The following is a 23,834-nucleotide window of genomic DNA, read 5'->3' as shown; positions in this document are numbered from 1 at the left end:
CCTTACACGTCGAGGGGCAACGGGGCAGCCGGGTTGACCAGACCGGTGGCGCGCAGATCGCGCCAGAAATCGGCGGGAACAACTTCCGCCAGGGCGGCGCTGTCTTCAGCGATGCGGTCGGGGCGGCTGGCGCCCGGAATGACGGCGGCGACGGCGGGATTGGCCAACGCGAACTGCAGACCTGCTGCCTTCACACTGATGCCATGGCGGTCGGCCAGGGCCTTGATGCGCGTCACCTTGTCCAAGATGGCGGGCGTGGCCGGGGCATATTCGAAGTTCGGACCACCGACCAGCGCGCCGGAGCTGTAGGGACCACCGACAATGAGGCCCAGGCCGCGTTCGGCAACCGTCGGCATCACCCGCTGCAAGGCCTTGTCATGGTCGAGCAGCGTGTAGCGGCCGGCCAGCAGGAAGCCGTCGGGTCGGTTGCTTTCCAGGCCCAGCAGCAGTTCGATGGGTTCCACCCGGTTAACACCCAGGCCCCAGGCCTTGATCACGCCCTCGTCCCGCAGCCGGTCCAGCGCCTTGAACGCCCCCTTGCGGGCCGTTTCAAAGACATCCAGCCATTCATCGCCATAGAAATCCTGGGCGACGTCATGCACCCAGACAATGTCGATCCGGTCGGTCTTCAGCCGCTTCAGGCTGTCCTCGATAGAACGCAGGGTGGCGTCGGCGGAATAGTCATTGACGATGCGGTTGGGTAGACCGTGCTTGAAAACGTCGCCCTTTTCGCCGAGGTCGCGGGCGGAGACATCCTCCACCTCATCCAGGATCAGGCGGCCAACCTTGGTGGCGATGACATATTCGTCGCGCGGCTTGCCGGCCAGGGCCTGACCCATGCGGATTTCCGCCAGGCCGGCTCCATAGAAGGGGGCATTGTCGAAGAAGCGGATACCCTCATTCCAGGCCGCCTCAACAGTGGCCAGCGCCTCCTCCTCCGGAATGGCGCGGAACATGTTGCCAAGCGGGGCGGCACCGAAGCCAAGGCGGCTGGTCAGGATATTCTTGAGACTCATGATACTTTCCTTTCAGGTCTGAAGGTCGGGGCGCTTACAGCAGGCCCAGCAACAGCGTGGCAGCAGCGGCAGAGGATTGCGGGTTCTGACCGGTAACCAGATTGCCGTCGAGAATGGCATTGGACGCCCAGTCAGCGGCCCCGTGATGGATGGCGCCCAGTTCCTTCAGGCGCGTTTCCAGCAGGAATGGCACCTTTTCCACCCCATCAACAGCCCGCTCCTCCGCATCGGTGAAGGCGGCGACGGTGCGGCCCGCGATGAAGGGCGTGCCGTCAGGGCGGCGCATGCCGGCAAAGACGGCAGGGGCATGACACAGGGCGGCAATCACCCGGCCCGTGGCATCGAAGCGGAACAACAGATCATGCAGCTTCTTGTTGTACGGCATGTCGAACACGGTGCCATGGCCGCCCGGCATATAGATGGCGTCGAAGCCATCGCTATCCAGCGTGTCGAAGCAAGGCGTTTCGGACAGCGTGGCGATGGCCTGTCCCCAGGCACTGACCTGTTCCACGGTCGGCGCGCTTTTCGGATCGACCGGAACCTTGCCGCCGGCGATGGAGGTTACGGTGACCTGATGACCGGCGCGGGTGAAGGCCAGATAGGGAACGGCATGTTCTTCCAGCCAGACGCCCGTCGGCTCGCCATTCAGCATGCGGTCATGGCTGGTCAGGATGAAGAGGATCTTGGACATTGGGTCAGCTCCGTGGCTTGGGATGTCCAGATCATGCCTTCGCCCGTTATATTCTGGAAATTTATCCTTCCTATGTCAGATATTTACATGACATTATAACTCATGCGTTACGATCTGAACCTGCTGCCCACCTTCATCGCGCTGATGGAAGAGCGTAACGTGACCCGTGCCGCCGAACGGCTGGGCATGACGCAACCGGCGCTGTCCAATGCGTTGAACCGGCTGCGGGTGATGCTGCGCGATCCCCTGTTCATCCGCGAACGCTATGGCATGCAGCCGACGGAGAAGGCGCAGGAACTGGCCCCTGTGATTGCCGCCGCCCTGGCGACGCTGGACGATATCGTCCTGGGGCAGCAGGATTTCGACCCGGCACAGGCCAACCGCCTGTTCACCATCGCGCCCAACAGTTACGTGGAATATGTGCTGATGCCGGCGGTCGTGACACGGCTGCGCGAACAGGCACCGGGCATCAAGCTGCGTCTGACGCCGTTCGGCACCGATCTGGCCGAAACCGGCGTGGTGTCAGGCAGTACCGCCATGGTGATCGGTCGCATCACCGACCCACCCGACAATCTGGTGGTTCAGCACATTATGGATGACGGTCTGGCCTGTGTGGTCCGCGCCGACCACCCCACCATAGGAGACAGCCTTTCGCGCGAACAGTATGAGGCGTTGAAGCATGTGAACATGCTGCCGCCCGGACGGTTGCGCGCCGGCCTGTTCCAAGCATTGGAAAAGCAGGCATTGAAGCGGGAGGTGGCGGTGTCCGTCACGCATTTTCTGGCGGTACCGGAACTGGTGGCGGTCACCGACTATTGCTCCACCCTGCCCCGCCTGATCTGCCGGCAACTGGCCCGCGACAAGCGGCTTAAGGTCATGCCGGCGCCTGCCGATCTGGGCACCTTTCCGGTGGAGATGGCCTGGCATGTCCGTTATCGCCACGATCCGGCCCATCGCTGGCTGCGGGGTCTGGTGGCCGATGTGGCGCGGGAGATATCGGCGGGGTAACCTTGTACCAACCCGCCTTGATGTTGACTGATAGTCAACATCAAGGCGGCCCTCAAACGCCAGGCGCGTGCATCCGCACGCTTGTCTTACGGCGCACGAGCGCCGGGCCGCCAGTCGGCAGCCTCCAATCCACCGAAAGTCGCACCTTCGGCGGATTGGTATTATTCGGTCAGCGACAGCGGCCCCTCGGCTGCGTCGATCAGCGGGTCCGGCTTTGAAAAGGCCACCAGTTTCGCACGGTCCTGGATCAGCAGCCGGTTGCCCTGGATCGACAGGCCTTGGTCGCGCAGGGTGGAAAAGGCGCGGGACAGGTTTTCCGCCGTCATGCCAAGGCGCGAGGCCAGGATGCGCTTATCGACGGGCAACACAACCTCGTCACCCTCCCCCGCCAGACCGAGGACGTAGCAGCCCAGACGCTGCACCCCGGTGCGCAGCTTCAAATCCTTGATCTGCCGGACCAGACGGCGGAAATGCTGAGCCAGTTCCGCCATCACGGGGGCAGAGAGGGCAGGATCGGCGGCAACGGCATGGCGGAAAATCTCCGCATCCAGCAGCAGCACACGTGACGGCAGCAAGGTGCGCGCCGACATCAGATAGGGTGCCCCCGTCAGGGCGGCGGCCAGGATGAAACTGTCGACAGGAAACAGGGTTTCCACCACGGCTTCACTGCCGGCCTGGTCCCTTGCGAACAGCTCCACCCCACCTTCCAGCAGAACCATCAGGAAATCGGCGCGGTCACCCTCCTGGAACAGCAGGGTTCCGCGCGGATAGCGCTGCAATGATCCCCGTGCGGCCAAGGAGGATAATTGTTCTGTTTCAACCTGCCGGAACATGGGAAGACTGTGTACCAAACGGAGGTCTTCAGGCTTCATAGTCGGATTCCGGCTTATTGGCGGGTTCGGGTTATCCGCGAGATGCTGGCCCTTGGTACGGGAACCGACCCATTGGCGTCAATAAACCATGGATACCGTCATGGCAGGCCAATGTGACATATTAAGCATATAATAATTCAAATATGGCGTGCCTGCGCGTATGGTGGCCGTCAAGCGGCCCCCGCCATGGTCGGCAGATACCGGGCATGGTGGGCGGCAAGGGGAAACGGGGAGGATATCGATGGAACTGTCCACATTGGACATTGTTATTGTCGTGCTCTATGGCATCGCCATTTTTGGGCTGGCGCAATATGTGTCACGCGACAAGCCGGGCACCGCGCCCAAGGACACGACTGATTATTTCCTGGCGTCCAAGAACCTCCCCTGGTGGGCCATCGGCGCCTCGTTGATCGCGGCCAACATTTCGGCCGAACAGATCGTGGGCATGTCGGGGTCTGGCTATGCCATCGGGCTTGCCATCGCGTCCTATGAATGGATGGCGGCGGCGACGCTGCTGATCGTGGGTAAGTACTTCCTGCCCATCTTCCTGAAGAATGAAATCTACACGATGCCGCAGTTCCTGGAACGGCGGTATGGTCCGTCGATCCGGACCCTGATGGCCATCTTCTGGCTGGTTCTCTATATCTTCGTGAACCTTACCTCCATCATCTGGCTGGGTTCCATCGCCGTCACCAAGGTGGCGGGCGTGGATCAGAACCTAGCCCTGATCGGCCTGGGCACCTTTGCCCTTCTGTACCAGTTGCGCGGCGGCCTGAAGGCGGTCGCCCTGACCGATATCGTGCAGGTGTCGCTGCTGGTCATGGGCGGCCTGATCATCGCCGGTCTGACGTTGGGAGAGATCGGCGGCGAAGGCGGCATCCTGGCCGGATGGCAGCGTTTGACCACGGAATTGCCGGGTCATTTCCACATGATCCTGAAGGCCGATGACCCGCACTACATGGACCTGCCGGGCCTGTCGGTGCTGATCGGCGGCATGTGGATCGCCAATCTCAGCTATTGGGGTTTCAACCAGTACATCATTCAGCGCGCGCTGGCGGCCAAAAGCCTGGACGAGGCGCAGAAGGGCGTGCTGTTCGCGGCCTTCCTGAAGCTGCTGATGCCGGTTATCATCGTGCTACCGGGGATCGCCGCCGTCATCCTGGCCCCCAATCTGGCCAAGCCGGATGAGGCCTATCCCTCGATGATGCGGCTGTTGCCCACCGGTCTGCTGGGTCTGGTGTTTGCGGCCCTGATCGCGGCGATCATCGCCTCCACCGCGTCGAAGATCAATTCCATCGCCACCATCTTCACCCTGGACGTGTTCGCCAAGTTCCGCCATGTGCGCGACGGCGGGTCAGGACAGGAACGCAAGCTGGTGATGGTGGGCCGTATCGCGGCCACGGTTTCCATCCTGCTGGCCATCCTGACCGCCCGCCCGCTGCTGGGTCAGTCGGAGCAGGCGTTTCAATTCATTCAGGAATTCACGGGCTTCTTCACACCGGGTATCACCGTGATCTTCCTGCTGGGCCTGTTCTGGAAGCGCGCCAACGAAGCGGGTGCCATTACGGCGGCCATCGCGTCGGTCGCCCTTTCCTGGGCGATGAAGGTCTGGTGGGCCGACCTGCCCTTTATCGACCGGATGGGCATCGTTTTCATCATCTCGCTGATGCTGGCGGCGGCGGCATCGCTGGCTATTCCGTCGCGGGCCGGCAGCGACACGATCGATACCGTCAATGTCAGCTATCGCACGGGGACCGGCTTCAATGTCGGTGCCGTGGGCGTGGTCCTGGCCCTGGTGGCGCTGTACGCAACCTGGTGGTAACCGCACCCTTCACGGGTGTCCGGTAAAGGCGGCGGGTCCGGTGGGGCCCGCCGCCTTTTTACATTTTCGACAAAGCTGTCGCCGACACATCATGGTAAAGGGAAAATACCAATCCATACAGAGCTGGCATAAGCCGGCCATATCCGCAGACAGGAGAACAGGGGCATGAGTTTCTGGGGGCGGCGCAAGGCGCTGGACGCGCTGACGCATGTTGATCCATCACGGCAACTGAAACGCACACTCAGTTGGCCACATCTGGTGGCGCTGGGCATCGGGGCCATTATTGGCACCGGCATCTATACATTGACCGGTATCGGGGCAGAGCGTGCGGGACCCGCCGTGATCCTGGCCTTCGCGGCCTGCGGCATCCTCTGTGTCTTCGCGGCCCTGACCTATACGGAGATGGCGACCCTGATGCCGGCGGCGGGCAGCGCCTATACCTACACCTATTCGGTGCTGGGCGAGGGATTGGCCTGGCTGGTGGGTTGGAGCCTGATCCTGGAATATGCCGTCACATGTTCTGCCGTGGCTGTCGGCTGGTCCGGCTATATGGTCGGTCTGCTGGAAAGCCTGGGCGTGCATCTGCCGGCCTGGATGATCTCCGGCCCGCATGGCGGGGGTATCATCAACCTGCCCGCCGTCCTGATCACGCTGGCCGTGACGGCGATGCTGGCGCGCGGGGCCAAGGAAAGTGCCACCCTGAACATTGTGCTCGTGGCCATCAAGCTCCTGGCGCTGGCCGTGTTTGTCGGGCTGACGGCACCGGCCATTATGCCGGAGAATTTCACGCCCTTCATGCCTTATGGCTTTGCCTCCCACAGTGTGGACGGGCAGGTGCGCGGCGTGATGGCGGCGGCGGCCATCGTGTTCTTCGCCTTCTTCGGGTTCGACGCCGTCTCCACCTCCGCAGAGGAGGTCAAGAACCCGGAGCGGGACCTGACCATCGGCATCATCGGGTCCATGGTGGTCTGCACCCTGATCTATATGATTGTCGCCGCCTGTGCCGTCGGCGCCTGGCCGTTCGCGGAATTCGCGGCCAGTGGGGAGCCGCTGGCCTTCATCCTGCGCGGACTAGAGCATCCGGGTGCCGCCTTCGGCATCGGGGCGGCGGCCATCATCGCCCTGCCGTCGGTGATCCTGGTGATGATGTTCGGGCAGACGCGCGTGTTCTTCGTCATGGCGCGCGACGGTTTGCTGCCACGTTCGCTCAGCCAACTGGATGCGCAGCGGCGGGGGCCGCTTCGCCTGACCTTTCTGGTCGGCGGGTTCGTGGCGCTGGTGGCCGGCTTCTTCCGGTTGGACCAGATCGCCGAACTATCGAATGCCGGCACCCTGACGGCCTTCATCGCCGTATCGGTTTGCGTCATGGTCCTGCGCCGCACGCGGCCCGACCTGCCGCGCCTGTTCCGTTGCCCGGCAGTCTGGATCGTGGCCCCGCTGGCCGTGATCGGCTGTCTTTACTTCATGATCAGCCTGCCGACAGGCACCCTGGTGCGCTTTGCCATTTGGAATCTGATCGGCGTCGGCGTCTATCTGGCCTATGGACGGCGACGTAGCCTTCTGGCCCAGGCCGGCAGTTGAATTCCGGCCCGTTCCACCTTATGTCCTGATGCCGGCAGGGGGCATGGCAGACCCCGCCGACAGAAAGATAAAAGGCAGCATGTCCGCGTCATCCCCCTCCCCCGTTCCCGCCGCTGAAACGGAAAGCGGTGCCCTGTCCCCACGGGCGCTGGCCATGCGCCAGCGCCTGATGCAGGCCGGGGCGGAACTGCTGGGGGAGGTCGGGATCGAGCGTATTTCTACCAATCTGGTCGCCGCGCGGGCGGGCGTCACACCGCCCGTTTTCTATCGCCACTTCAAGGACAAGTACGACTTGCTGGCGGCCCTGGGCGAGGACCTGATGCTGCGCCAGAATACGGTGCTGGCCGCCTGGCTGGAGGGGCATGGCGACAAAGGGTTCGATGACCTGATCCGGGCCCACTATCAATTCCTGCTGTCATCCATCGAGGTCACGGCCACGCAGCCGGGGGCGGTGTGGATCATGCGGGCGCTGCGGGCGGTGCCATCCCTGTCCAGTGTACGCACCCAGTCGCACGAATTGGTGACCGACCGGATCATGGAGGTGATCTTGTCGCTGCTGCCCAATGCCAATCACGCCGAACTGCGCCTGCGCACCCGCATCGCGGTGGAGGCGGGTTACAGCATCATCGAACTGGCCCTAGAAGACCCGGACCAGTCGCCGGAAGCCCTGTGCCATGGCCTGACCGCCATGTGGCAGGGCGGTCTGCGCAACGGCCTGGAACAGGCCTGACCCCACCTGCATCACCATCATCGTCATTTCTGAACGGGTACCCGCGGTGGCCCGCATTATCCGCTTGCGTCGGGCGTAGGCATTAGTTATCACTAACTTTAGCAGTTAGCGATCACTACAAATCATCATTGATAGGGGTGCCATGACGACGCCGTTGAGCGTGCGGGCGCTACGGGGATTTCTTTGCCTTGCGTTCCTGGGCCTGGGGGCCTGCGGACAGAAGGAAGCCCCGCCACCGGACGCCGCCACCATTGCCGCCCTGCGTCCCGCCGATCCCCGATTGGCGGAGATCTACGCTGCATCCTGCCTTGCCTGCCACACGATGGCGGACAGCGGGGCACCGCTGACGGGGGACGGCGAGCAATGGAAACCACGCCTGAACAAAGGGATGTCAGTACTTCTTAAGAATGTTGTTGAGGGCGTGAACGGTATGCCGGCGGGGGGGCAATGCTTTGCCTGCACGCCGGAAGATTACACCGCCCTGATCCTGTTCATGAGCCAGCCGCCGCGCTGAAAGGGGAAATGATGGTTTCACGGCGTTCGCTTTTCCTTGGCATGGCTGGTGTGGCAGCGGTGGCCGGTGCCGGCGGGTGGGCCGCCAGCCGGGTGGGTGTGCAGCCAGAGCCACCCGCACCGCCGGGCCAGGATGAGGCGGGCCGGCTGCTGTGGCGCAACTGGTCGGGCATTCAGACCGCCTATCCGGCACAGCGCGCGGCGCCCGGCAGCGAGGGCGAGTTGGCAGCACTGGTACGCACGGCACCGGGTCCCCTGCGCGCGGTGGGGTCGGGCCACTCCTTCATGCCCCTGGTGCCCACGCCCGGCACCCTGGTCACGCTGGACCGGATGACGGGCCTGATCAGCCATGACAAGGCAACCAGCACGGCGGTGGCATGGGGTGGTACAAGGCTGGCCGATCTGGGGGCTGCATTGGCCGGAATCGGGCAGGAAATGCCGAACCTGCCTGACATCAATAAGCAATCGCTGGCCGGCGCCACCGCCACGGGTACACACGGCACCGGCGCCACCCTGCCCGCCCTGCACGGCAATATCACGGCCCTGCGTCTGGTCACCGGGCGTGGTGACATTCTTGATTGCGATGTCGCACGTAACGCGGAGCTGTTTCAGGCGGCCCGGCTGGGCCTGGGTGCCTTCGGCATCGTCACGCAGGTAACCTTGCAGAACAGCCCGTTGAAGCGGGTGGAACGGAATGTCTGGCTGCAACCGCTGGAACAGACATTGGCCGACTGGCCGCGCCTACATCAGGCCCACCGCAATATCGAATTCTACTACCTGCCTTTCACCGATATGACCGCCGTCATCACCCATGACGAAACGGACGAGCCGGCCACGGTACGCCCGCCCGCGCAGGATAATGAGGCCCTGCTGGACCTAAAGAAGCTGCGCGACTGGTTGGGCTGGTCGCCGGCCCTGCGCCGACGCGTGGCACGGCAGGTCATGTCTGGACTGGAGCCGGAGCGGGTGGTGGATGAAAGCTGGCGGCTGCTGTCCAACGAACGGCCCGTGCGCTTCAACGAGATGGAGTTCCATCTGCCGCTGGAGGCGCAGGTCGGCGCGTTGCAGGAGGTGATTGCGGCCATTGAGGGGCAGCGCAACGATGTGTTCTTCCCCATCGAGGCGCGGATCGTTGCGCCCGACGATGCCTGGCTGTCGCCCTTCCAGGGCCGGATGACGGGGTCCATCGCCGTCCATGCCTATTACAAGGACCAGTATGATTTCCTGTATCAGTTGGTGGAGCCGATCATGCGCCGGCATGGCGGGCGACCGCATTGGGGCAAGCTGAACAGCCTGAAACGGGCCGATTTCGCCGCCCTTTACCCCAGGTTCAACGATGCAGCAGAGCTGCGCCGGCAGATGGACCCGGAAGGGCGGTTCCTGAATGATTATCTGCGCGGGGTGTTCGCCGATGCCTGACACGCCCGCCGCCTATTTCGCGTCCCTGTCCGCGGCATTGGACCGTGCCCGGATCGCCGAACCAGTTCTGATCCTGGACCGGTCACGGCTGGATGCGAATATCAGGGCGGTGGCCGATATGTCGCGTGGTGCTGCGGCGGTGCGGTTGGTGGTGAAGTCACTGCCCTGCGCGCCGTTACTGCGCCACCTGTCAGCGTCGCTGAACAGCAACCGCGCCATGGTCTTCAACCGGGCCATGCTGCTGTCGATGCGCGACGTTGATCCGACGTCGGATATCCTGCTGGGCAAGCCACTGCCCGTGGCCGCCGCCCGTGCCTATTACGACGAAGCCGGGATTGAGGGTCCAGGTCCGCGCTGGCTGATCGACAGTGTGGAACGGCTGGACCAGTATGCCGCGTTGGCGCGGACCCTGGGCATCAGGCTCGATGCGGCGGTGGAGGTGGATGTCGGCCTGCATCGCGGCGGGGTGGCGGGGCCGGCAGCCCTGGCCGGCCTGCTGGACCGGGCCGGGCCCGAAATCCGCCTCACGGGCCTGATGGGTTATGATCCGCATCTGGCAAAACTGCCCCAGGCAATGGGTATCCGGTCACGGGCCTTTGCCGGCATGTGCCGGGATTATGCGGCGATGGCCGCTCTGCTGCGGTCGCGCGGGGTGGCGGACCCGCTGCTGAACAGTGCGGGCAGCCCGACCTATGTCCTGCATGCCACGGGCAGCCCTGCCAACGATCTGGCCATCGGTTCGGCGTTCGTGAAGCCGTCGGATTTCGACATCGGCACGCTGTCGCACCATGTGCCGGCCTGTTTCATCGCCACACCCGTTTTGAAGGTCGCGCATCCCGCCCGCGTACCGGGCCTGGGCAGCCTGCCCGCCCGGCTGTTTCCAGGGCAGGCACAGGCGCATTTCATCCATGGCGGCAACTGGCTGGCAGACCCCGTCTGGCCCGCCGGTCTGCGGCGCAGCGCCATCTTCGGACCGTCCAGCAACCAGGAATGCTGGCTGGGGTCCCACGACCCGGCCCGGCAGCCCGGTGACTGGCTGTTTTTGCGTCCCCGGCAGTCGGAGGCGCTTTTCCTGCAGTTCGGCTCCCTCACCGTCTTTGACGGGGGGGAGATCACACAGGCCTGGCCGGTCTTTCCGCCTTCGGCCTGAACAAAGCGGCGAATGCCGCATGCGATAAACAGGGTTGTCTGAACAGGGGAAATGCCATGAAGAACAATGGGTTGAAGCTCTTGCTGCTGTCCGGTGTCGTTATCGCCGCCCTGCCCGCCACGGCGCAGGAGCAGGTGGTGTTGGAGGAGATTGTCGTCACCGCCCAGAAGCGGCAGCAGAACATGCAAGATGTGCCTGTCAGCGTCACAGCCCTGTCGGGTGCGGCGCTGCAAGACCAGGGTGTGCGCGACGTGCAGGACCTGGGCAAACTGGCCCCCGGCCTGATGATCCAAAGCACGGATGCGTCCGCCAATCCAAAAATCTTCATCCGGGGCGTCGGCCTGTCGGACTTCAACGCCAATGCGGCGGGGGCGGTCGGCATCTATGTCGATGGCGCCTATGTCGCGTCCCCCCTGGCGCAGACGGGACAATTCTTCGATCTGGCCCAGGTGGAGGTGCTGAAAGGACCCCAGGGCACGCTGTATGGCCGTAACACCACGGGCGGCACCATCAATGTCACCACCCGGCGCCCGGATTTCACCGTCGGTGGCGAGGGCCGCATCGATTATGGCCGTTACAACGCGATCACGGCCCAAGCTGCCACCAACGCGCCCTTGGTGGAGGACAAGGCGGCGATGCGCATCGCCGGCATCTGGGAACGCGATGATGGCCGCACGCTGAACCGGGTCACAGGAGGCCATGTCAACGATACCGACCGCTGGGCCGGGCGTGGCAGCCTGCTGCTGACCCCGACCGATGGGTTCGAGGCGCTGTTGCAGGTGCATGGCGGGCGCAACCGGGGAGACAGTATCCACGCCCAGTCGCGCCCCCTACTGCCCGGCATTCCCGCTGCCGCCGGCCCGGACGGGCTCTGCGCCGCCGGCCTTTATGCATCGGGTGGCTGTACCGACGCGCTGGGCTATACCGACACGGATGGCGATCCCTATAAGGGCGATTACAATCTGGCCGGCAAGGACCGCGTCGACCTGATTGGCGCCACCTTGAACCTTCGCTGGGACCTGTCGGGCGTCACGCTCTATTCCATTACCGCCTGGGACCATGCCAAGCGCAATGATGTGGAGGATACGGATGCCAGTCCGGGCCGCCTGATCGAAACCACCTATCTGGCCAAACAACGCGATTTCTCCCAGGAGCTGCGCCTGGAAGCCGCCCCGACCGACAAGGTAAAGGCCGTTGCGGGCCTTTATTACCTGCATGATTATCTGGATACCGACAGTCAGTATGACGTGCTGCGCGACCTGCGCCCCCTGTTCACCACGCCTGACAATCCAACCGGCCTGTCAGTTGAAAATAACGTCGCCATGGTCGGCTTTCCCTATCGCCAGACCACGGACGGCTATGCCGCTTTCGGGCAGGTGGATTTCAGCGCCACCGAGCGCCTGACCCTGACGGCAGGCCTGCGCTATTCCAAGGATAAGAAGGATTTCCACTATGCCAGCACGGTGGAGCAGGCGGTGGAACTGTTCGACCTGTCCGCCGACAAATCCTTTGACAGCGTGTCGGGCCGGCTGGCCGCAGCTTTGACCCTGTCCGACGATGCCATGGCCTATGCCAGCTATAATCGCGGCTACAAAAGCGGCGGTTTCTTTGGCGGCTATACCCGTGATCCGGCGGACCTGGAAGCCTATGATGACGAGACGGTGGACGCGTTCGAGGTGGGAACCAAGACCGAATGGCTGAACCGCCGCCTGCGTCTCAACCTGTCGGGCTTTTATTACGACTATCAGGATTTGCAGGTTTTCCAATTGGTCGAGCGCGACGGGCTGACCGTGCAGACCTTCGACAATGCGGCCAGTGCCCGCATCCTGGGCCTGGAATTCGAGATGACGGCTCTGCCGGTCGCGGGGCTGGAACTGGGGCTGTCGGGGTCGCTGATCGATGCGGAATATAAGGATTTCGTGTCGCGCGGGGAGGATTTGAACGGCAACCGCCTGCCCTCCACCCCGCGCTGGTCGCTGACGGGTACCGTGTCGCACAGCCAGCGGCTGGACGGGATCGGCGAAATCGGGCTGACAGCCAATCTCTCCTACCGCTCCAGGGTTTACTTCGACAGCCGCAATCTGGAACGCCTGTCGCAGTCCAGTTACTGGCTGGCCGACGTCACCCTGGGTTGGACCAGCGATGATGGCGCCATCGGGGCGGGTATCACCGTGGCCAACCTGTTCGACAAGGATTATGTCGTGGACATCAACAACCTGGAAAGCTTCGGCCTGGATGCTGTCAATTATGGCCGTCCCCGGCGCGTTGGCGGCTATTTCCGCTGGCAATACTGACCGGCAGGATGATGTCGATGCATGATCAACTGAATGAAGCCTTCGCTTGGCTTCGCGACGCCGTGATGGCCGATCCAAACCCCGACGCGGCAACACGGCGGGGTTGGCTTAACGCCCTTGCCGACGGGCTTGCCCGCCGGCAGGGGGAGTTCGTGGCGGCCATCGATGCCGATTTCGGGGGACGGTTGGCGCATGAGACGCTGTTCGCCGAACTGTTCGTCACAGTTTCGGCCCTGCGGCACAGCGCATCGCGCCTGAAAGGCTGGATGAAGCGGCGGCCGCGATCGGTGCCGCTGCCACTGCAACCGGGCCGTGCCTGGGTACAGCCACAGCCGCTGGGCGTGGTCGGGGTTATCGCACCCTGGAACTATCCGTTGCAACTGGCCCTGTGTCCGCTGGCCTGCATCCTGGCGGCGGGCAACCGGGTTCTTCTGAAACCATCCGAACTGACGCCCCGCACCACAGCACTGATCGCCGCACTGGTGACGGAAGTGCTGCCGCCCGGTGTGGTTACCGTCGTTACGGGCGGACTGGACATGGGGGAACGGTTCAGCCGCCTGCCCTTCAATCATCTGCTATTCACCGGCTCCACCCGTGTGGGGCGGATGGTGATGCGGGCGGCGGCGGAGAATTTGACGCCCGTCACCCTGGAACTGGGCGGAAAATCACCGGCCATCATCCTGCCTGGTGCCGACCTGGATGGTGCGGCGGCGGACATTGCTTATGGCAAATTCACCAATGCCGGTCAGACCTGTGTAGCACCCGACCATGTGATGCTGCCGCGCACGGAGATGGAACCGTTCGTTGCCGCCCTGAAGGCCAGGGTGCAGGCCTATTTCCCGGCGGAGATGAGCAATGTCTTCGGCGAACGCGGGCGGCAGCGGGCGGGTGCGCTGCTGAGCGAGGCTGTTGAACGCGGCGTGCGGGTGGAAAGTCTGGCTGCCAGTGCCCATGCCCTGATCGATCCGCCCGACGATCTCGCGGTCATGCGGGAGGAAGTCTTCGCCCCGCTGCTGCCCATCATCCCCTATGACCGGGTGGAGGATGCGATGGAACGGGTTCGGCGAGGGGAAAGGCCGCTGGCCATGTATCTTTTCGGGCGCGACCGCGCCCTGATTGACCGGGCGTTGGACCAGAGCTGGGCCGGTGGTGTGACGGTCAATGACACGCTGATCCATGTCGCGGTGGACAGCCTGCCGTTTGGCGGTGTCGGGCCCAGCGGCATGGGCCGGTATCACGGCCAGGACGGGTTCGACAATTTCAGCCACCTGAAACCCGTGTTCCAGCGGGGCTGGCCCCGCACCGACCGCATCATCCGACCGCCGCTGAATGATCTCCACCGCCGCCTGTTGCGCTGGCTGGTGGGATAGAACCGGCCCTGGAGGACCCTTGATGTCCGCATCCCCCATCTCGCATGGCCGCGCCCTTGCCTATGGCACCGGGTCCATCGCGGCGGCCAGTTTTGTGGTCGCACCGCAATTGCTGCTGTTGTTCTTTCTGACGGAAACGCTTTCAGTGCCGCCGGCCTGGGCGGGGCTGGCGGTGCTGGTACCCAAGGTGTGGGAATTTCTGTTTGACCCCGCCGTGGGCATGCTGTCGGACCGTACCAAGCGGCGGTCGGGCCGGCGCTGGCCCTGGCTGCTGGCCGGTGCCTTACTGCTGCCCCCCAGTTTCATGGTGCTGTTCGCACCGCCGGTGCTGGAAGATTGGCGCCTGACGCTGGGCTTCGTGACGCTGGCCTTTCTGGTGTCCACCAGCGCCTATTCGATCTTCGCCATTCCGTTTGTCACCCTGCCGGGTGAGGTGTCGGACGATCATGCGCAGCGCACGCGCGTCGTAGCATGGCGCATGGCGTTTGTCGGTGTCGGTGTACTCGCGGCAGGCGGATTGGCCCCGGCGCTGGTTCAGGCGGGCGGTGGCGGACGGGCGGGGTTTGCCCAAATGGGGGTGGTCCTGGCCTTGCTGTGCGCTGCGGTCATGCTGCTGGCAGCCCTCGCCGCGCGCGGGTTCCGGCAGCACCGGCCACCCGTCGCCAGGGGACCGGAAAACCCGCTGCGCCATCTGATGGCCAACCGTCCCTATCGCTGGCTTTGGATCACCTATGTGGTGCAGATGGTGGCCATTGCCGTGACGGCGGCCTTGCTGCCCTATGCCGTACAGCATGTCATGAAGGCGCCGGGCGAGATGGTGGCCGTGCTGTTCGTGTCCCTGACAGCGGGGTCGATCCTGACCATGCCGCTCTGGGTCCGCATCCGGGCGCGATTGGGCAGCTTGCCCGCCTATCTTCTGGCCACGCTGGTCTGTGCGAGCGGGACCGCCACGTTGTATGCCGTCACGGCGCAGGATGTGGTCCTGGCCTGCATCGCCACCTTCCTAGCCGGGGTTGGGCAGGTGGGACAGCAACTGCTGCCGCTGACCCTGCTGCCCGCCGCAACGGAGGCGGCGGAGGGGGATGCCGGGGCGCGGCATGCCGGCCTGTTCGCAGGCGTCTGGGTGGCGGGGGAAAAGCTGGGCATGGCGCTGGGCGGGGCGCTGGCAGCCATGATGCTGGGCGTGGTGGGATACGTGGAGGGGGGCGGGGCACAGGCGGCAGGCACGGTGTCGGTCATCCCCGTGCTGTTCGCGCTGCTGCCCGCCGCAATCCTGCTGTTCAGCCTGCTGCCCCTGCGCCACTTGACCCGGCACAGTCCGGGGCTGGGCGGATAGATCAGGCCGGGTCCAGCAGATAGTCGCGCTCGATATAATCGAACCAGTCGAAATCCGCCGGATGGCCGGTGCCGGCCATATCCTGACAGGCCATGCCCACGAAGGCCCCGGTGAAATTCGGCGCGCCGGGGCTTGTCGCTTCGTCCGACAGTATGCTGGCGTCGAATATCTGCGGCAGCCAGACCCATTCGCTGCCATCCAGCCGGTAGGCGAAACGCAGCCGTTCGTAATCGATCTCCGCCCGCAATGTGACGGGACCGGGCGGCAGCGCGATGGGGGCGGTAAAGGCATCGGCCTGGGTGCTGTCCGGCAGTGCCGACATGACACGCAGATGCTTGCCCACCCCTTCCTCATGGCTGACATGGAGATAGTGGAATTTCGTTCCGCCATAGTAACAGACGAGGCCTGCTGCCTGCTGGAAATGGCTGGGTTCGAAATCCATACGGGTGGCGATGCTGGCGCAGAAAGATTGAAGCCGTCGGGCCACCAGGGCTTGCCGGTACTGACTGCCGATCGTTTCACAACCGAAAAGACGTAACCAGCCTGAACGCTCCGTCAAGCTGAACAGTTCGTCGGGATATGGTGAGCGCAGCCATTGGAACTCAACGGGCAGTGAAGGACCCTCGAAATCCGTACGTGCCGGAGCGGGCGGGAACGGATGCGATGGCAGGCCGGGTGACGGCGTAGTCAGGCTAGGCAACCCCTGCCCGTCCACGGTCCGCAGCCAGCCGTCGTCGCCCCAGACCATGCGCTGGATCGCCGTTTCCCGGCCCAGGATGCAACGGCCCCGGTTGGGCAAGGGGCGTCCGCAGAGATAGACGGCATAGGTGTCGCCGTCCGCTGTTTCCACCAGATCGGCATGGCCCGCCCGCTGCAACGGGGCGTCGGGGCGGGTACGGGAACTGAGGATGTAGGTTTCGGGATGCAGTTCATAGGGGCCCGCGATGTTACGCGACCGCGCCATGGTGACAGCATGGTTCCAGCCGGTTCCCCCCTCTGCCGTCAGCAGATAGTACCAGCCATCGCGTTTATAGAGATGCGGCGCCTCCGTCAGGCCCAGCGGCGTGCCCTTGAAGATCAATTGCCGATCCCCAATCAGGGCGCGGACCTTCGGGCAATATTCCTGCGCGACGATGCCGGCGAAGCGGTTGCGACCGGGCCGGTGGTCCCACAGCATGTTCAGCAAATATTTGCGACCGTCATCGTCATGGAACAGCGAAGGGTCGAAACCACTGCTGTTCAGATGGACTGGGTCGGACCATTCGCCATCAATCCGGTCGCAGGTGACCAGATAATTGTGGAAATCGCGCAGCGACGCGCCCGACGCCCCGCCAACGGTCGTGCGACCATAACGCTTCACATCCGTGTAGATCAGGTAGAACAGGCCGTCGGCATGGGTCAGGCAGGGTGCCCACACGCCGCAACTGTCGGGCGCACCCAGCATGTTCAACTGACTTGGGCGGTTCAGGGGCCGGGACAGCAGACGCCAATGCACCAGGTCGCGGGAATGATGGATCTGCACCCCCGGAAACCATTCGAAGGTAGAGGTGGCGATGTAGTAATCGGCCCCCACCCGTACGATGGACGGGTCCGGGTTGAAGCCGGGCAGGATCGGATTGCGGATCATGACTTACCTTTCCCGTACCAGGGTCCAGAGCAGGGCAGCACCCAGCAGGTCCAGCACGCCCAACGCCAGGAAGAACGGATCATAGCCGACCGTCGCGACCAAACCGCCGATCAGCAGGGAAAAGATCAACACCCCGAGATTGCCCATGGTGCCTGCCATGCCCGCCACTGTCGCCACTTCATTCCGGCGAAACAGGTCTGACGCCATGGTGATGACAGTGACGGACAGGGTCTGGTGGGCGAAACCGCCCAGGCACAGCAGTGCGATGGCCAGATACGGGCTTTCCACCCGGCCCACAAAGGCCATACCAACCATCATCACCGCGCCCACCGTAAAGGCCCCGCGGCGCGCGTTGAGCAGGCTGAGGCCACGCCGGTGCAGGAAAGCAGCCACGGTCGGGCCGAACATGCAACCCAGGTCGGCGGCGACAAAGGGCAGCCAGGCGAACATGGCAATCGCGGTCAGGTCGAAGCCGCGCACGGTTGTCAGGTACAGCGGCACCCAGAAGGCCAAGGTGCCCCAGGTTGGGTCGGCCAGGAAACGCGGCAGGGCGATGCCCCAGAAATTGCGCTGCTTCAACAACTGCCGGAAATCGGGCTTGCCGCCGTGGCCCGTCAGATGGCTTTCCTGCCCCGCCGCGATGTAGGCGCGTTCTTCGGCGGACAGGGCCGGATGGGTGGCCGGCGACTGATAGAATTTCAGCCAAGCCGCCACCCAGACCAGTCCCAAAGCACCGGCCAGGACGAAGGCCATCTGCCAGTTCCAGAACAGGATCGCCCAGGCCACCAGCGGTGGGGCCAGCATGGACCCCACCGAGGCGCCGATATTGTAGACGCCGCCCGCATGCCCCCGTTCGCGCGCCGGGAACCATTCGGCCACCGCCTTCATGCCGGCGGGATTGGCCGACCCTTCGGCCAACCCCAGCAGCCCGCGCAACCCCATCAGCATGGGCCAGTTATGAGCCAGCCCATGCGCCATGGTCAGCAGCGACCAGGCAGTGGCGAAGATGGCGAAACCCATCTTCAGACCGATCACATCCAGCACATAACCGCAGAGCGGCTGCATCATCACGCCCAACTGAAAGGCGGCGGTGATCCAGCCATATTCCTCTGACGTGATGTTCAGATCGGTCAGAACCGTGGGTGCGGCCACCCCCAGCGTCGCCCGTGTCAGGTAATTGATGACCGCGCCCAGCATGATCAGCCCGATCATCCACCAGCGCAGCGCCTTTATTGTCCGCGTTCCCATCGGCCTCTCCCCCGGTTCGCGGTCAGCGCTGGCTGATCGTCAGTGCTTCAATCACGGCATTGTCATCGATACGCCAGAGTTTCACGGTATGGCGGCCCGCCTTGAGGCCATCGAACCGGGCCTGCACAGTGTGGGCATGGTTTTTCACCGCTTCGACCCAGGCGGCCTGTTCGGGGCTGTTGACGGCACCCGGCGTGGGGATCAGGTGAGAAGTGACGGTCTGGACCGGACCATCATCAATGGACACACCAATGCGGATGCCCTGTCCGCCCGTGGTGTCCAGGGTCGGGGCCAGTCGCAGCGAGACGATGGCCGGGCCATCCGCCGGCAGCGTGACGCCATAGTCCAGGCGCACCCCATCCGCCGGCGATGTTGGGGCCCGTCCCTGCGGCAGGGCGACAACGGCGTCGCCGCGCCCCAGATGGGGCACAACCTGCCAGGACAGGCCCTTGCCCGCCGCGCTACGATCGAACTTCGAGGCCGGCAGGGTGATGACCGCCGGATCGGTTTTCCGCTCCGTCGTGAACTTGATCTGGGCTGCCAGACGGTCGGGCGGGGTGTCGGCGGAAACGCGGCTGATGCTGGGCATGGACTGCTTGGTGGGCGTCTGCCAGATCACATAGCTCATATGGACTTGATTCATCATGCCGGCCCATTTGCCGCCATTGATGCTGTGATACTGCGCCGTCAGATCGGCATCGCGCTTGAAGGTGCGCTCCACCTCGTTTGCGAAAAAGTCGGCGCGGGGGTCGTTGCGCATCATCAGCCGCTTATTCCAGGCCGCCGCGTAATACATCTCATAAAGGTTGGACAGGGCCAGGACCGGATGTTCGACCAGCTGGAAATAGGCGTCCAGTTGATCGGGGCGCAGGCGGGCCTTGATGCCCTCCATCTTGGCGACCAATATCCGCCAATCCTCCACCATCTGCCCGAAAGGACCGCCATCCAGGACCGGCCCCATTCCTTCGCCCAGCGGGAATGTATCCTGGTCGATCAGTTCCGGCTTCCGGCGTGAGGCGTAGGCGGCGTAGGTTTCCATCACCTGCGCGATCTCTGCCCCCAGCGCATCGCCGAACATCTGCGCCGACCAGCGCGTGGGCCATTTGAACAGGGCGTCCAGGGTCATCGCCTCCGGGTTCCAGGCCATGTCCAGGAAGAAATCGAGCGGATATTCTACCGGCTTGATATCGCCGACATTCACAATCCAGATGCTCCGCGCCCCGCTTTCATAGGCGAGGTCCATCTGCTGCCAGGTCTTGGAAATCTGATTGGTATTCAGCCACTTGTAGTTCCGGGGGGCGCCGACATAGTCGAAATGGTAATAGACACCATAGCCGCCGGCCCGGTTCAGCGGGTCGCGCCCGGCCACGGGCAGGCGGCGGATCTGGCCCCAATTATCGTCGGCAAACAGCAGGGTGATGTCGTCGGGCACCCGCATGCCATGGTCGTAATAATCCTGCACTTCTTTGTAGAGCGCCCAGAGCTGCGGTGTCTGTTCCGGCGGCTTGCCCGTCACGGCGGCAATGATCTTGCGCTGATCGGCCACGATGGTTTCCAGCATCTGGGTGGCCGTTTCCTCCGACATCGGCTCGTCACCGTCGCCGCGCATGCCGACGGTCAGCAGGGTTTCATAGCCCTTGCCATCACCCTTCGACATCATGCGTTCGATGCCGCCGCGCCAGAAGGCACGCAGATTGTCGGCGTTGGTAGCATAGTCCCAGCGACCGCCGGTAATCCCCTTGTCCTTGTTACGGTGCCATTCATGCTGTGCCCGCGTTAGCGGCTCATGATGGGAGGTGCCCATGACCACCCCCAGCTCATCCGCCAGCACCATATTGCGCGGGTCATCATCGTTGAATGCCTTGGGCGCCCACATTGCGGGCCACAGGTAATTGCCCTTCAGGCGCAGCAGCAGTTCAAAGACATGACCATAGAGATCGGCATTGATGCCGCCGAACTTCGCCTTTGCCCAGCCGCTGAAGGCCGGGTCTTCATCATTGATGAAGAATCCGCGATATTTGACGCGCGGATGGTCCCCGCGGGCGCCGGGCATCAGATACAGGTCGCGCTGGCGCACCACCGGCACATCGGCCCACCAGACCCAGGGTGAAACGCCGATCCGTTCCGAAAGGTCATAGGTGCCGTACACAGCACCCCGGCGGTCGGAACCGACAATGACCAACGCCTTCGCAATGCCCGGTGCCGGGCGGTCCACCACCACCTGCCGGTACCCCTCCCACTGCCCGGCCAGCCCGTCCAAGGTCAATTTGCCATCGCGCACCAAGCCATCAATAGTCGGGCTACTGCCCAGCACGCCGATGATGATCACAGGTCCCTTGGCATCCGCGAGGGATGACAGCGCCGCCGGTGCCTGACCCGCGACACGGCCAAAATCAGCGCGCAAATCATCCGCCGCGTGTTTCACCGCCGGGTCGGCGCCGACATCGATGAAGACTGGGACGGCCTGACCCCCGCGTATCAGCGGCAGGCTGCCCGGCTTGGCCTTTGTGCATGTGCTGATCGGCGCGTCGCAGCCCCATGCAGCCGTGACCGGGGCCAGTGACAGCAGAGCGGCGATCGCAACGGTGCGAAGGTGCCGGTAGGGACCCGGACGGACCGGGGAAATGCTGTTCGTATCCACCAAGACGTTTCCTCGACAATGGCCGCCGATGTTCCCCATCGGTCGTCGGTTTCACGGTGGGTTAGCCCGTAAGCGATGGTAGCGCTATCAATCGCCCACGAACCAGCCCCTCCAAACTGGTATGGTAGTATACATGATGGGCAGCGACCGACAACGGGCTTTATCGCGCGACCGTGCCGGGGAACCATTTCACCGCCCAGGTGTTTCCATCGGAAACCCCCTTTCAAGGAATGGACATGACGATGCTGCGCCGCATTGCCTTTATCGGTACTGCCCTGCCCCGCCGGTGCGGGATCGCCACATTCACAACGGACCTGCATGCCGCCATCAAGGCCGCTGACCGCGGTCTGGCCGCCGATATCGTGGCGGTCACGGATGATGATCAGGCCTATGATTATCCCGAGATTGTCCAATTGGAAATCCGCGAAGGTGTGATCGATGATTACATCCACGCCGCCGATGCCCTTAACAGCGGCGGGTTCGACATTGTCTGCATCCAGCATGAGTTCGGGATTTTTGGTGGCGATGCGGGCAGTCACCTGCTCTGGCTGTTGCGGCGCCTGCGGATACCGGTGGTGACCACCTTGCACACGGTCCTGGCCGAACCGACAGCGGACCAGAAACGCGTGCTTTCCGCCGTGATTGAGGCATCGTCCCGCATCGTGGTGATGGCCGAAAAGGGACGGCAGTTCCTGTGTCGTATCTACGGCGCGCCAGCGGAAAAGATCGCAGTGGTGCCGCATGGCATTTTCCGTTCCGGGTTCGAGGACCCGGAGGCGTTCAAGCGCAAGCTTGGCTTCGCGGGCCGGTCCGTGATCCTGACCTTCGGGCTTCTGTCCCCCAACAAGGGCCTGGAGACGGTGATCGACGCCTTGCCGTCCATCCTGGCGCGGCGTCCCGACGCCGTTTACGTGATCCTGGGGGCCACACACCCCCATCTTTTGCGACGCGACGGTGAAACCTATCGCGAGCAATTGATGGAGCGAGCCCGCCAATTGGGCGTGCAGGATGCCGTGGTCTTCGCCAACCACTTCGTAGACCGGTCCACCCTGCTGGACCATATCGCCATGTCGGACATCTATGTCACGCCCTATCTGAACGAGGCGCAGATGACATCCGGCACCCTGGCGCAAAGCTTCGGCATGGGCCGGGCCGTGGTTTCCACCCCATACTGGCATGCGGCGGAACTGCTGTCCGACGGTCGCGGGGTGCTGGTGCCGTTCAGCGATGCGGAGGCCGTGGGTCAGGTCATCGGCGATCTTCTGACCGACGAACAGGCGCGAAACGCCCTGCGCCGCCGTGCCTATGAGCATGGACGGGCCATGGCGTGGGATCAGGTGGCCGAACGCTATCTGGACCTGTTCGAAGATGCGGTGCGTCACTGGCGCCCGCGCCCCGTTCCGCAAATCCAGCGTCTACGCCGCGTGCGCGATCTGCCCGAACCCAATCTGACCTATCTAGAGCAAATGAGCGATGATACGGGACTTTATCAGCATGCGGTCGGCTGCGTGCCTGACCGGGCCCATGGCTATTGCGTCGATGACAATGCCCGCGCCCTGTTGCTGGCCTGTCATTTGTCGCACCATGCCGGTCAGCGACTGCCGGATCTGATGGTCTCGCGCTATGCCGCCTTCATCCAGCATGCCTGGAACCCGGATACGCTGCATTTCCGCAATTTCATGGGGTTCAGCCGGCAATGGCTTGAACCGCGCGGGTCGCAGGACAGCCATGGCCGCACCCTTTGGGCGCTGGGCGAAGCAGCACGCAGCGATCCCCATCCGGCACGCCGACAATGGGCCCGCAACCTGTTCCGCATGGCAATGCCAACCGCCGCAGAGTTCCCGGCCACGCGGGCGCAGGTCTTCACATTGCTGGGCCTTGATGCCTATTGCGAGGTGGAGAAAGGGGATGTGGAGACCGCCCATCTGCGGGACCGCATGGCCTCTAATCTGCTGGGCCTGTTCAAGAGCAATGCCACGCCGGACTGGTGCTGGTTCGAGGATGGGCTGTCCTATGACAATCCGCGCCTCTGCCAGGCCCTGATCTTGACGGCGCGGGCCACGGGCAGTGCCTGCATGCGGGACGCCGGTCTGCGCTCACTACGCTGGCTGGCGGGTGTCCAGACCTCGCCCGAGGGGATGTTCCGCCCCGTCGGATCGGAAAGCTTCGGCGATGTCCGAACCCGCCCCCGCATCTTCGATCAGCAGCCGCTGGAAGCCGCAGCCATGGTGGCGGCGTGCGAGGCGGCGTCCCAGGTCGATGATGATCCGTTCTGGCTGGAGGAGGCCGCACGGGCCTTCGCCTGGTTCGAAGGCCATAATGATCAGTGCCAGTCGATGGTGGATGAGGATGGCGCCTGCCGCGACGGGTTGCGTCCGGACGGGCTGAACCAGAACCGGGGGGGTGAATCCGTCCTCTCCTATCTGCTGGCCCTGATCGATCTGCGCCGCATGGTGGCGACCGATGCCAAGCGGCATCAGCCCATCCCCATCCGTGCCTGACACCATCATCCATAA

Annotated in this window: 17 protein-coding genes; 11 read left to right on the top strand and 6 right to left on the bottom strand. The window is 63.8% G+C overall.

What is annotated here, in order from left to right:
• Positions 1-2: 2 nt before the first annotated feature.
• Positions 3-1,016 (bottom strand): aldo/keto reductase, encoded by a 1,014-nt coding sequence (locus C0V82_RS18755; protein ID WP_102113949.1) that lies wholly within the window; start codon positions 1,014-1,016, stop codon positions 3-5.
• Between the two features lie 34 nt (positions 1,017-1,050).
• Positions 1,051-1,707, bottom strand: a complete 657-nt coding sequence (locus C0V82_RS18750; RefSeq protein ID WP_102113948.1) for a type 1 glutamine amidotransferase domain-containing protein — start codon at positions 1,705-1,707, stop codon at positions 1,051-1,053.
• Positions 1,708-1,809: 102 nt separating this feature from the next.
• On the opposite strand from C0V82_RS18750, the gene C0V82_RS18745 reads away from it, so the two are divergent.
• Positions 1,810-2,715, top strand: coding sequence for a LysR family transcriptional regulator (locus tag C0V82_RS18745; protein ID WP_102113947.1), 906 nt, complete (start codon positions 1,810-1,812; stop codon positions 2,713-2,715).
• Between the two features lie 161 nt (positions 2,716-2,876).
• Here C0V82_RS18745 and C0V82_RS18740 read toward each other — a convergent pair whose 3' ends face one another.
• Positions 2,877-3,548, bottom strand: a complete 672-nt coding sequence (locus C0V82_RS18740) for a cyclic nucleotide-binding domain-containing protein (protein ID WP_158660046.1) — start codon at positions 3,546-3,548, stop codon at positions 2,877-2,879.
• 280 nt (positions 3,549-3,828) lie between these two features.
• Here C0V82_RS18740 and C0V82_RS18735 point away from each other — a divergent pair, with 280 nt between their 5' ends.
• The 9 genes from C0V82_RS18735 to C0V82_RS18695 all read left to right on the top strand — a co-directional run bounded on the left by C0V82_RS18735 (position 3,829) and on the right by C0V82_RS18695 (position 15,802).
• Positions 3,829-5,409, top strand: a complete 1,581-nt coding sequence (locus C0V82_RS18735) for a sodium/sugar symporter (RefSeq protein WP_102113945.1) — start codon at positions 3,829-3,831, stop codon at positions 5,407-5,409.
• 165 nt (positions 5,410-5,574) lie between these two features.
• Positions 5,575-6,990: an amino acid permease gene (locus C0V82_RS18730; RefSeq protein WP_102113944.1), complete on the top strand. Its 1,416-nt coding sequence runs from the start codon at positions 5,575-5,577 to the stop codon at positions 6,988-6,990.
• Positions 6,991-7,069: 79 nt separating this feature from the next.
• The gene (locus C0V82_RS18725) at positions 7,070-7,720 is read left to right on the top strand and encodes a TetR/AcrR family transcriptional regulator (protein WP_158660045.1); all 651 of its coding nucleotides are present in this window, start codon (positions 7,070-7,072) and stop codon (positions 7,718-7,720) included.
• A gap of 142 nt (positions 7,721-7,862) precedes the next feature.
• Positions 7,863-8,234, top strand: a complete 372-nt coding sequence (locus C0V82_RS18720) for a c-type cytochrome (protein WP_102113942.1) — start codon at positions 7,863-7,865, stop codon at positions 8,232-8,234.
• A gap of 8 nt (positions 8,235-8,242) precedes the next feature.
• The gene (locus C0V82_RS18715) at positions 8,243-9,652 is read left to right on the top strand and encodes a D-arabinono-1,4-lactone oxidase (RefSeq protein ID WP_199772527.1); all 1,410 of its coding nucleotides are present in this window, start codon (positions 8,243-8,245) and stop codon (positions 9,650-9,652) included.
• Positions 9,645-10,802, top strand: coding sequence for an alanine racemase (locus tag C0V82_RS18710; protein WP_158660044.1), 1,158 nt, complete (start codon positions 9,645-9,647; stop codon positions 10,800-10,802). The genes C0V82_RS18715 and C0V82_RS18710 overlap by 8 nt, the downstream gene beginning before the upstream one ends.
• Positions 10,803-10,858: 56 nt before the next feature.
• Positions 10,859-13,096 carry a TonB-dependent receptor gene (locus C0V82_RS18705; RefSeq protein ID WP_102113940.1) on the top strand — a complete coding sequence of 746 codons (2,238 nt, stop codon included), beginning with the start codon at positions 10,859-10,861 and terminating at the stop codon, positions 13,094-13,096.
• Between the two features lie 17 nt (positions 13,097-13,113).
• Entirely contained in the window at positions 13,114-14,466 is a 1,353-nt protein-coding gene (locus C0V82_RS18700; RefSeq protein ID WP_158660043.1) for a coniferyl aldehyde dehydrogenase, read from the top strand.
• A gap of 22 nt (positions 14,467-14,488) precedes the next feature.
• The gene (locus tag C0V82_RS18695; protein WP_158660042.1) at positions 14,489-15,802 is read left to right on the top strand and encodes an MFS transporter; all 1,314 of its coding nucleotides are present in this window, start codon (positions 14,489-14,491) and stop codon (positions 15,800-15,802) included.
• Between the two features lies 1 nt (position 15,803).
• Here C0V82_RS18695 and C0V82_RS18690 read toward each other — a convergent pair whose 3' ends face one another.
• From C0V82_RS18690 to C0V82_RS18680, 3 genes are read right to left on the bottom strand one after another with little or no spacing between them, the layout of a single operon-like run.
• Positions 15,804-17,429, bottom strand: a complete 1,626-nt coding sequence (locus tag C0V82_RS18690; RefSeq protein WP_102113937.1) for a glycoside hydrolase family 43 protein — start codon at positions 17,427-17,429, stop codon at positions 15,804-15,806.
• Between the two features lie 3 nt (positions 17,430-17,432).
• Entirely contained in the window at positions 17,433-18,677 is a 1,245-nt protein-coding gene (locus C0V82_RS18685) for an MFS transporter (protein ID WP_102113936.1), read from the bottom strand.
• Positions 18,678-18,699: 22 nt separating this feature from the next.
• Positions 18,700-21,318: a glycosyl hydrolase 115 family protein gene (locus C0V82_RS18680; protein ID WP_199772526.1), complete on the bottom strand. Its 2,619-nt coding sequence runs from the start codon at positions 21,316-21,318 to the stop codon at positions 18,700-18,702.
• Between the two features lie 236 nt (positions 21,319-21,554).
• Between C0V82_RS18680 and C0V82_RS18675 the strand changes: the two genes are divergently transcribed.
• The gene (locus tag C0V82_RS18675; protein WP_102114400.1) at positions 21,555-23,819 is read left to right on the top strand and encodes a glycosyltransferase family 4 protein; all 2,265 of its coding nucleotides are present in this window, start codon (positions 21,555-21,557) and stop codon (positions 23,817-23,819) included.
• The last annotated feature ends 15 nt before the right edge of the window (positions 23,820-23,834 follow it).

The sequence above is a fragment of the Niveispirillum cyanobacteriorum genome, from assembly GCF_002868735.1.
In the GTDB taxonomy this organism is placed as follows: domain Bacteria; phylum Pseudomonadota; class Alphaproteobacteria; order Azospirillales; family Azospirillaceae; genus Niveispirillum; species Niveispirillum cyanobacteriorum.
Note: the sequence above shows the minus strand (reverse complement) of the source record. Positions and strands in the feature narration are given on the sequence as shown.

What these genes read in the sequence shown, in the direction of transcription:
- C0V82_RS18730 (WP_102113944.1), top strand. Translation starts at nt 5,575, where the DNA reads ATGAGTTTCTGGGGGCGGCGCAAGGCGCTGGACGCGCTGACGCATGTT.
- C0V82_RS18720 (WP_102113942.1), top strand. Translation starts at nt 7,863, where the DNA reads ATGACGACGCCGTTGAGCGTGCGGGCGCTACGGGGATTTCTTTGCCTT.
- C0V82_RS18755 (WP_102113949.1), bottom strand. Translation starts at nt 1,016, where the DNA reads ATGAGTCTCAAGAATATCCTGACCAGCCGCCTTGGCTTCGGTGCCGCC.
- C0V82_RS18735 (WP_102113945.1), top strand. Translation starts at nt 3,829, where the DNA reads ATGGAACTGTCCACATTGGACATTGTTATTGTCGTGCTCTATGGCATC.
- C0V82_RS18685 (WP_102113936.1), bottom strand. Translation starts at nt 18,677, where the DNA reads ATGGGAACGCGGACAATAAAGGCGCTGCGCTGGTGGATGATCGGGCTG.
- C0V82_RS18690 (WP_102113937.1), bottom strand. Translation starts at nt 17,429, where the DNA reads ATGATCCGCAATCCGATCCTGCCCGGCTTCAACCCGGACCCGTCCATC.
- C0V82_RS18725 (WP_158660045.1), top strand. Translation starts at nt 7,070, where the DNA reads ATGTCCGCGTCATCCCCCTCCCCCGTTCCCGCCGCTGAAACGGAAAGC.
- C0V82_RS18705 (WP_102113940.1), top strand. Translation starts at nt 10,859, where the DNA reads ATGAAGAACAATGGGTTGAAGCTCTTGCTGCTGTCCGGTGTCGTTATC.
- C0V82_RS18695 (WP_158660042.1), top strand. Translation starts at nt 14,489, where the DNA reads ATGTCCGCATCCCCCATCTCGCATGGCCGCGCCCTTGCCTATGGCACC.
- C0V82_RS18745 (WP_102113947.1), top strand. Translation starts at nt 1,810, where the DNA reads ATGCGTTACGATCTGAACCTGCTGCCCACCTTCATCGCGCTGATGGAA.
- C0V82_RS18750 (WP_102113948.1), bottom strand. Translation starts at nt 1,707, where the DNA reads ATGTCCAAGATCCTCTTCATCCTGACCAGCCATGACCGCATGCTGAAT.
- C0V82_RS18715 (WP_199772527.1), top strand. Translation starts at nt 8,243, where the DNA reads ATGATGGTTTCACGGCGTTCGCTTTTCCTTGGCATGGCTGGTGTGGCA.
- C0V82_RS18740 (WP_158660046.1), bottom strand. Translation starts at nt 3,548, where the DNA reads ATGTTCCGGCAGGTTGAAACAGAACAATTATCCTCCTTGGCCGCACGG.
- C0V82_RS18675 (WP_102114400.1), top strand. Translation starts at nt 21,555, where the DNA reads ATGACGATGCTGCGCCGCATTGCCTTTATCGGTACTGCCCTGCCCCGC.
- C0V82_RS18700 (WP_158660043.1), top strand. Translation starts at nt 13,114, where the DNA reads ATGCATGATCAACTGAATGAAGCCTTCGCTTGGCTTCGCGACGCCGTG.
- C0V82_RS18710 (WP_158660044.1), top strand. Translation starts at nt 9,645, where the DNA reads ATGCCTGACACGCCCGCCGCCTATTTCGCGTCCCTGTCCGCGGCATTG.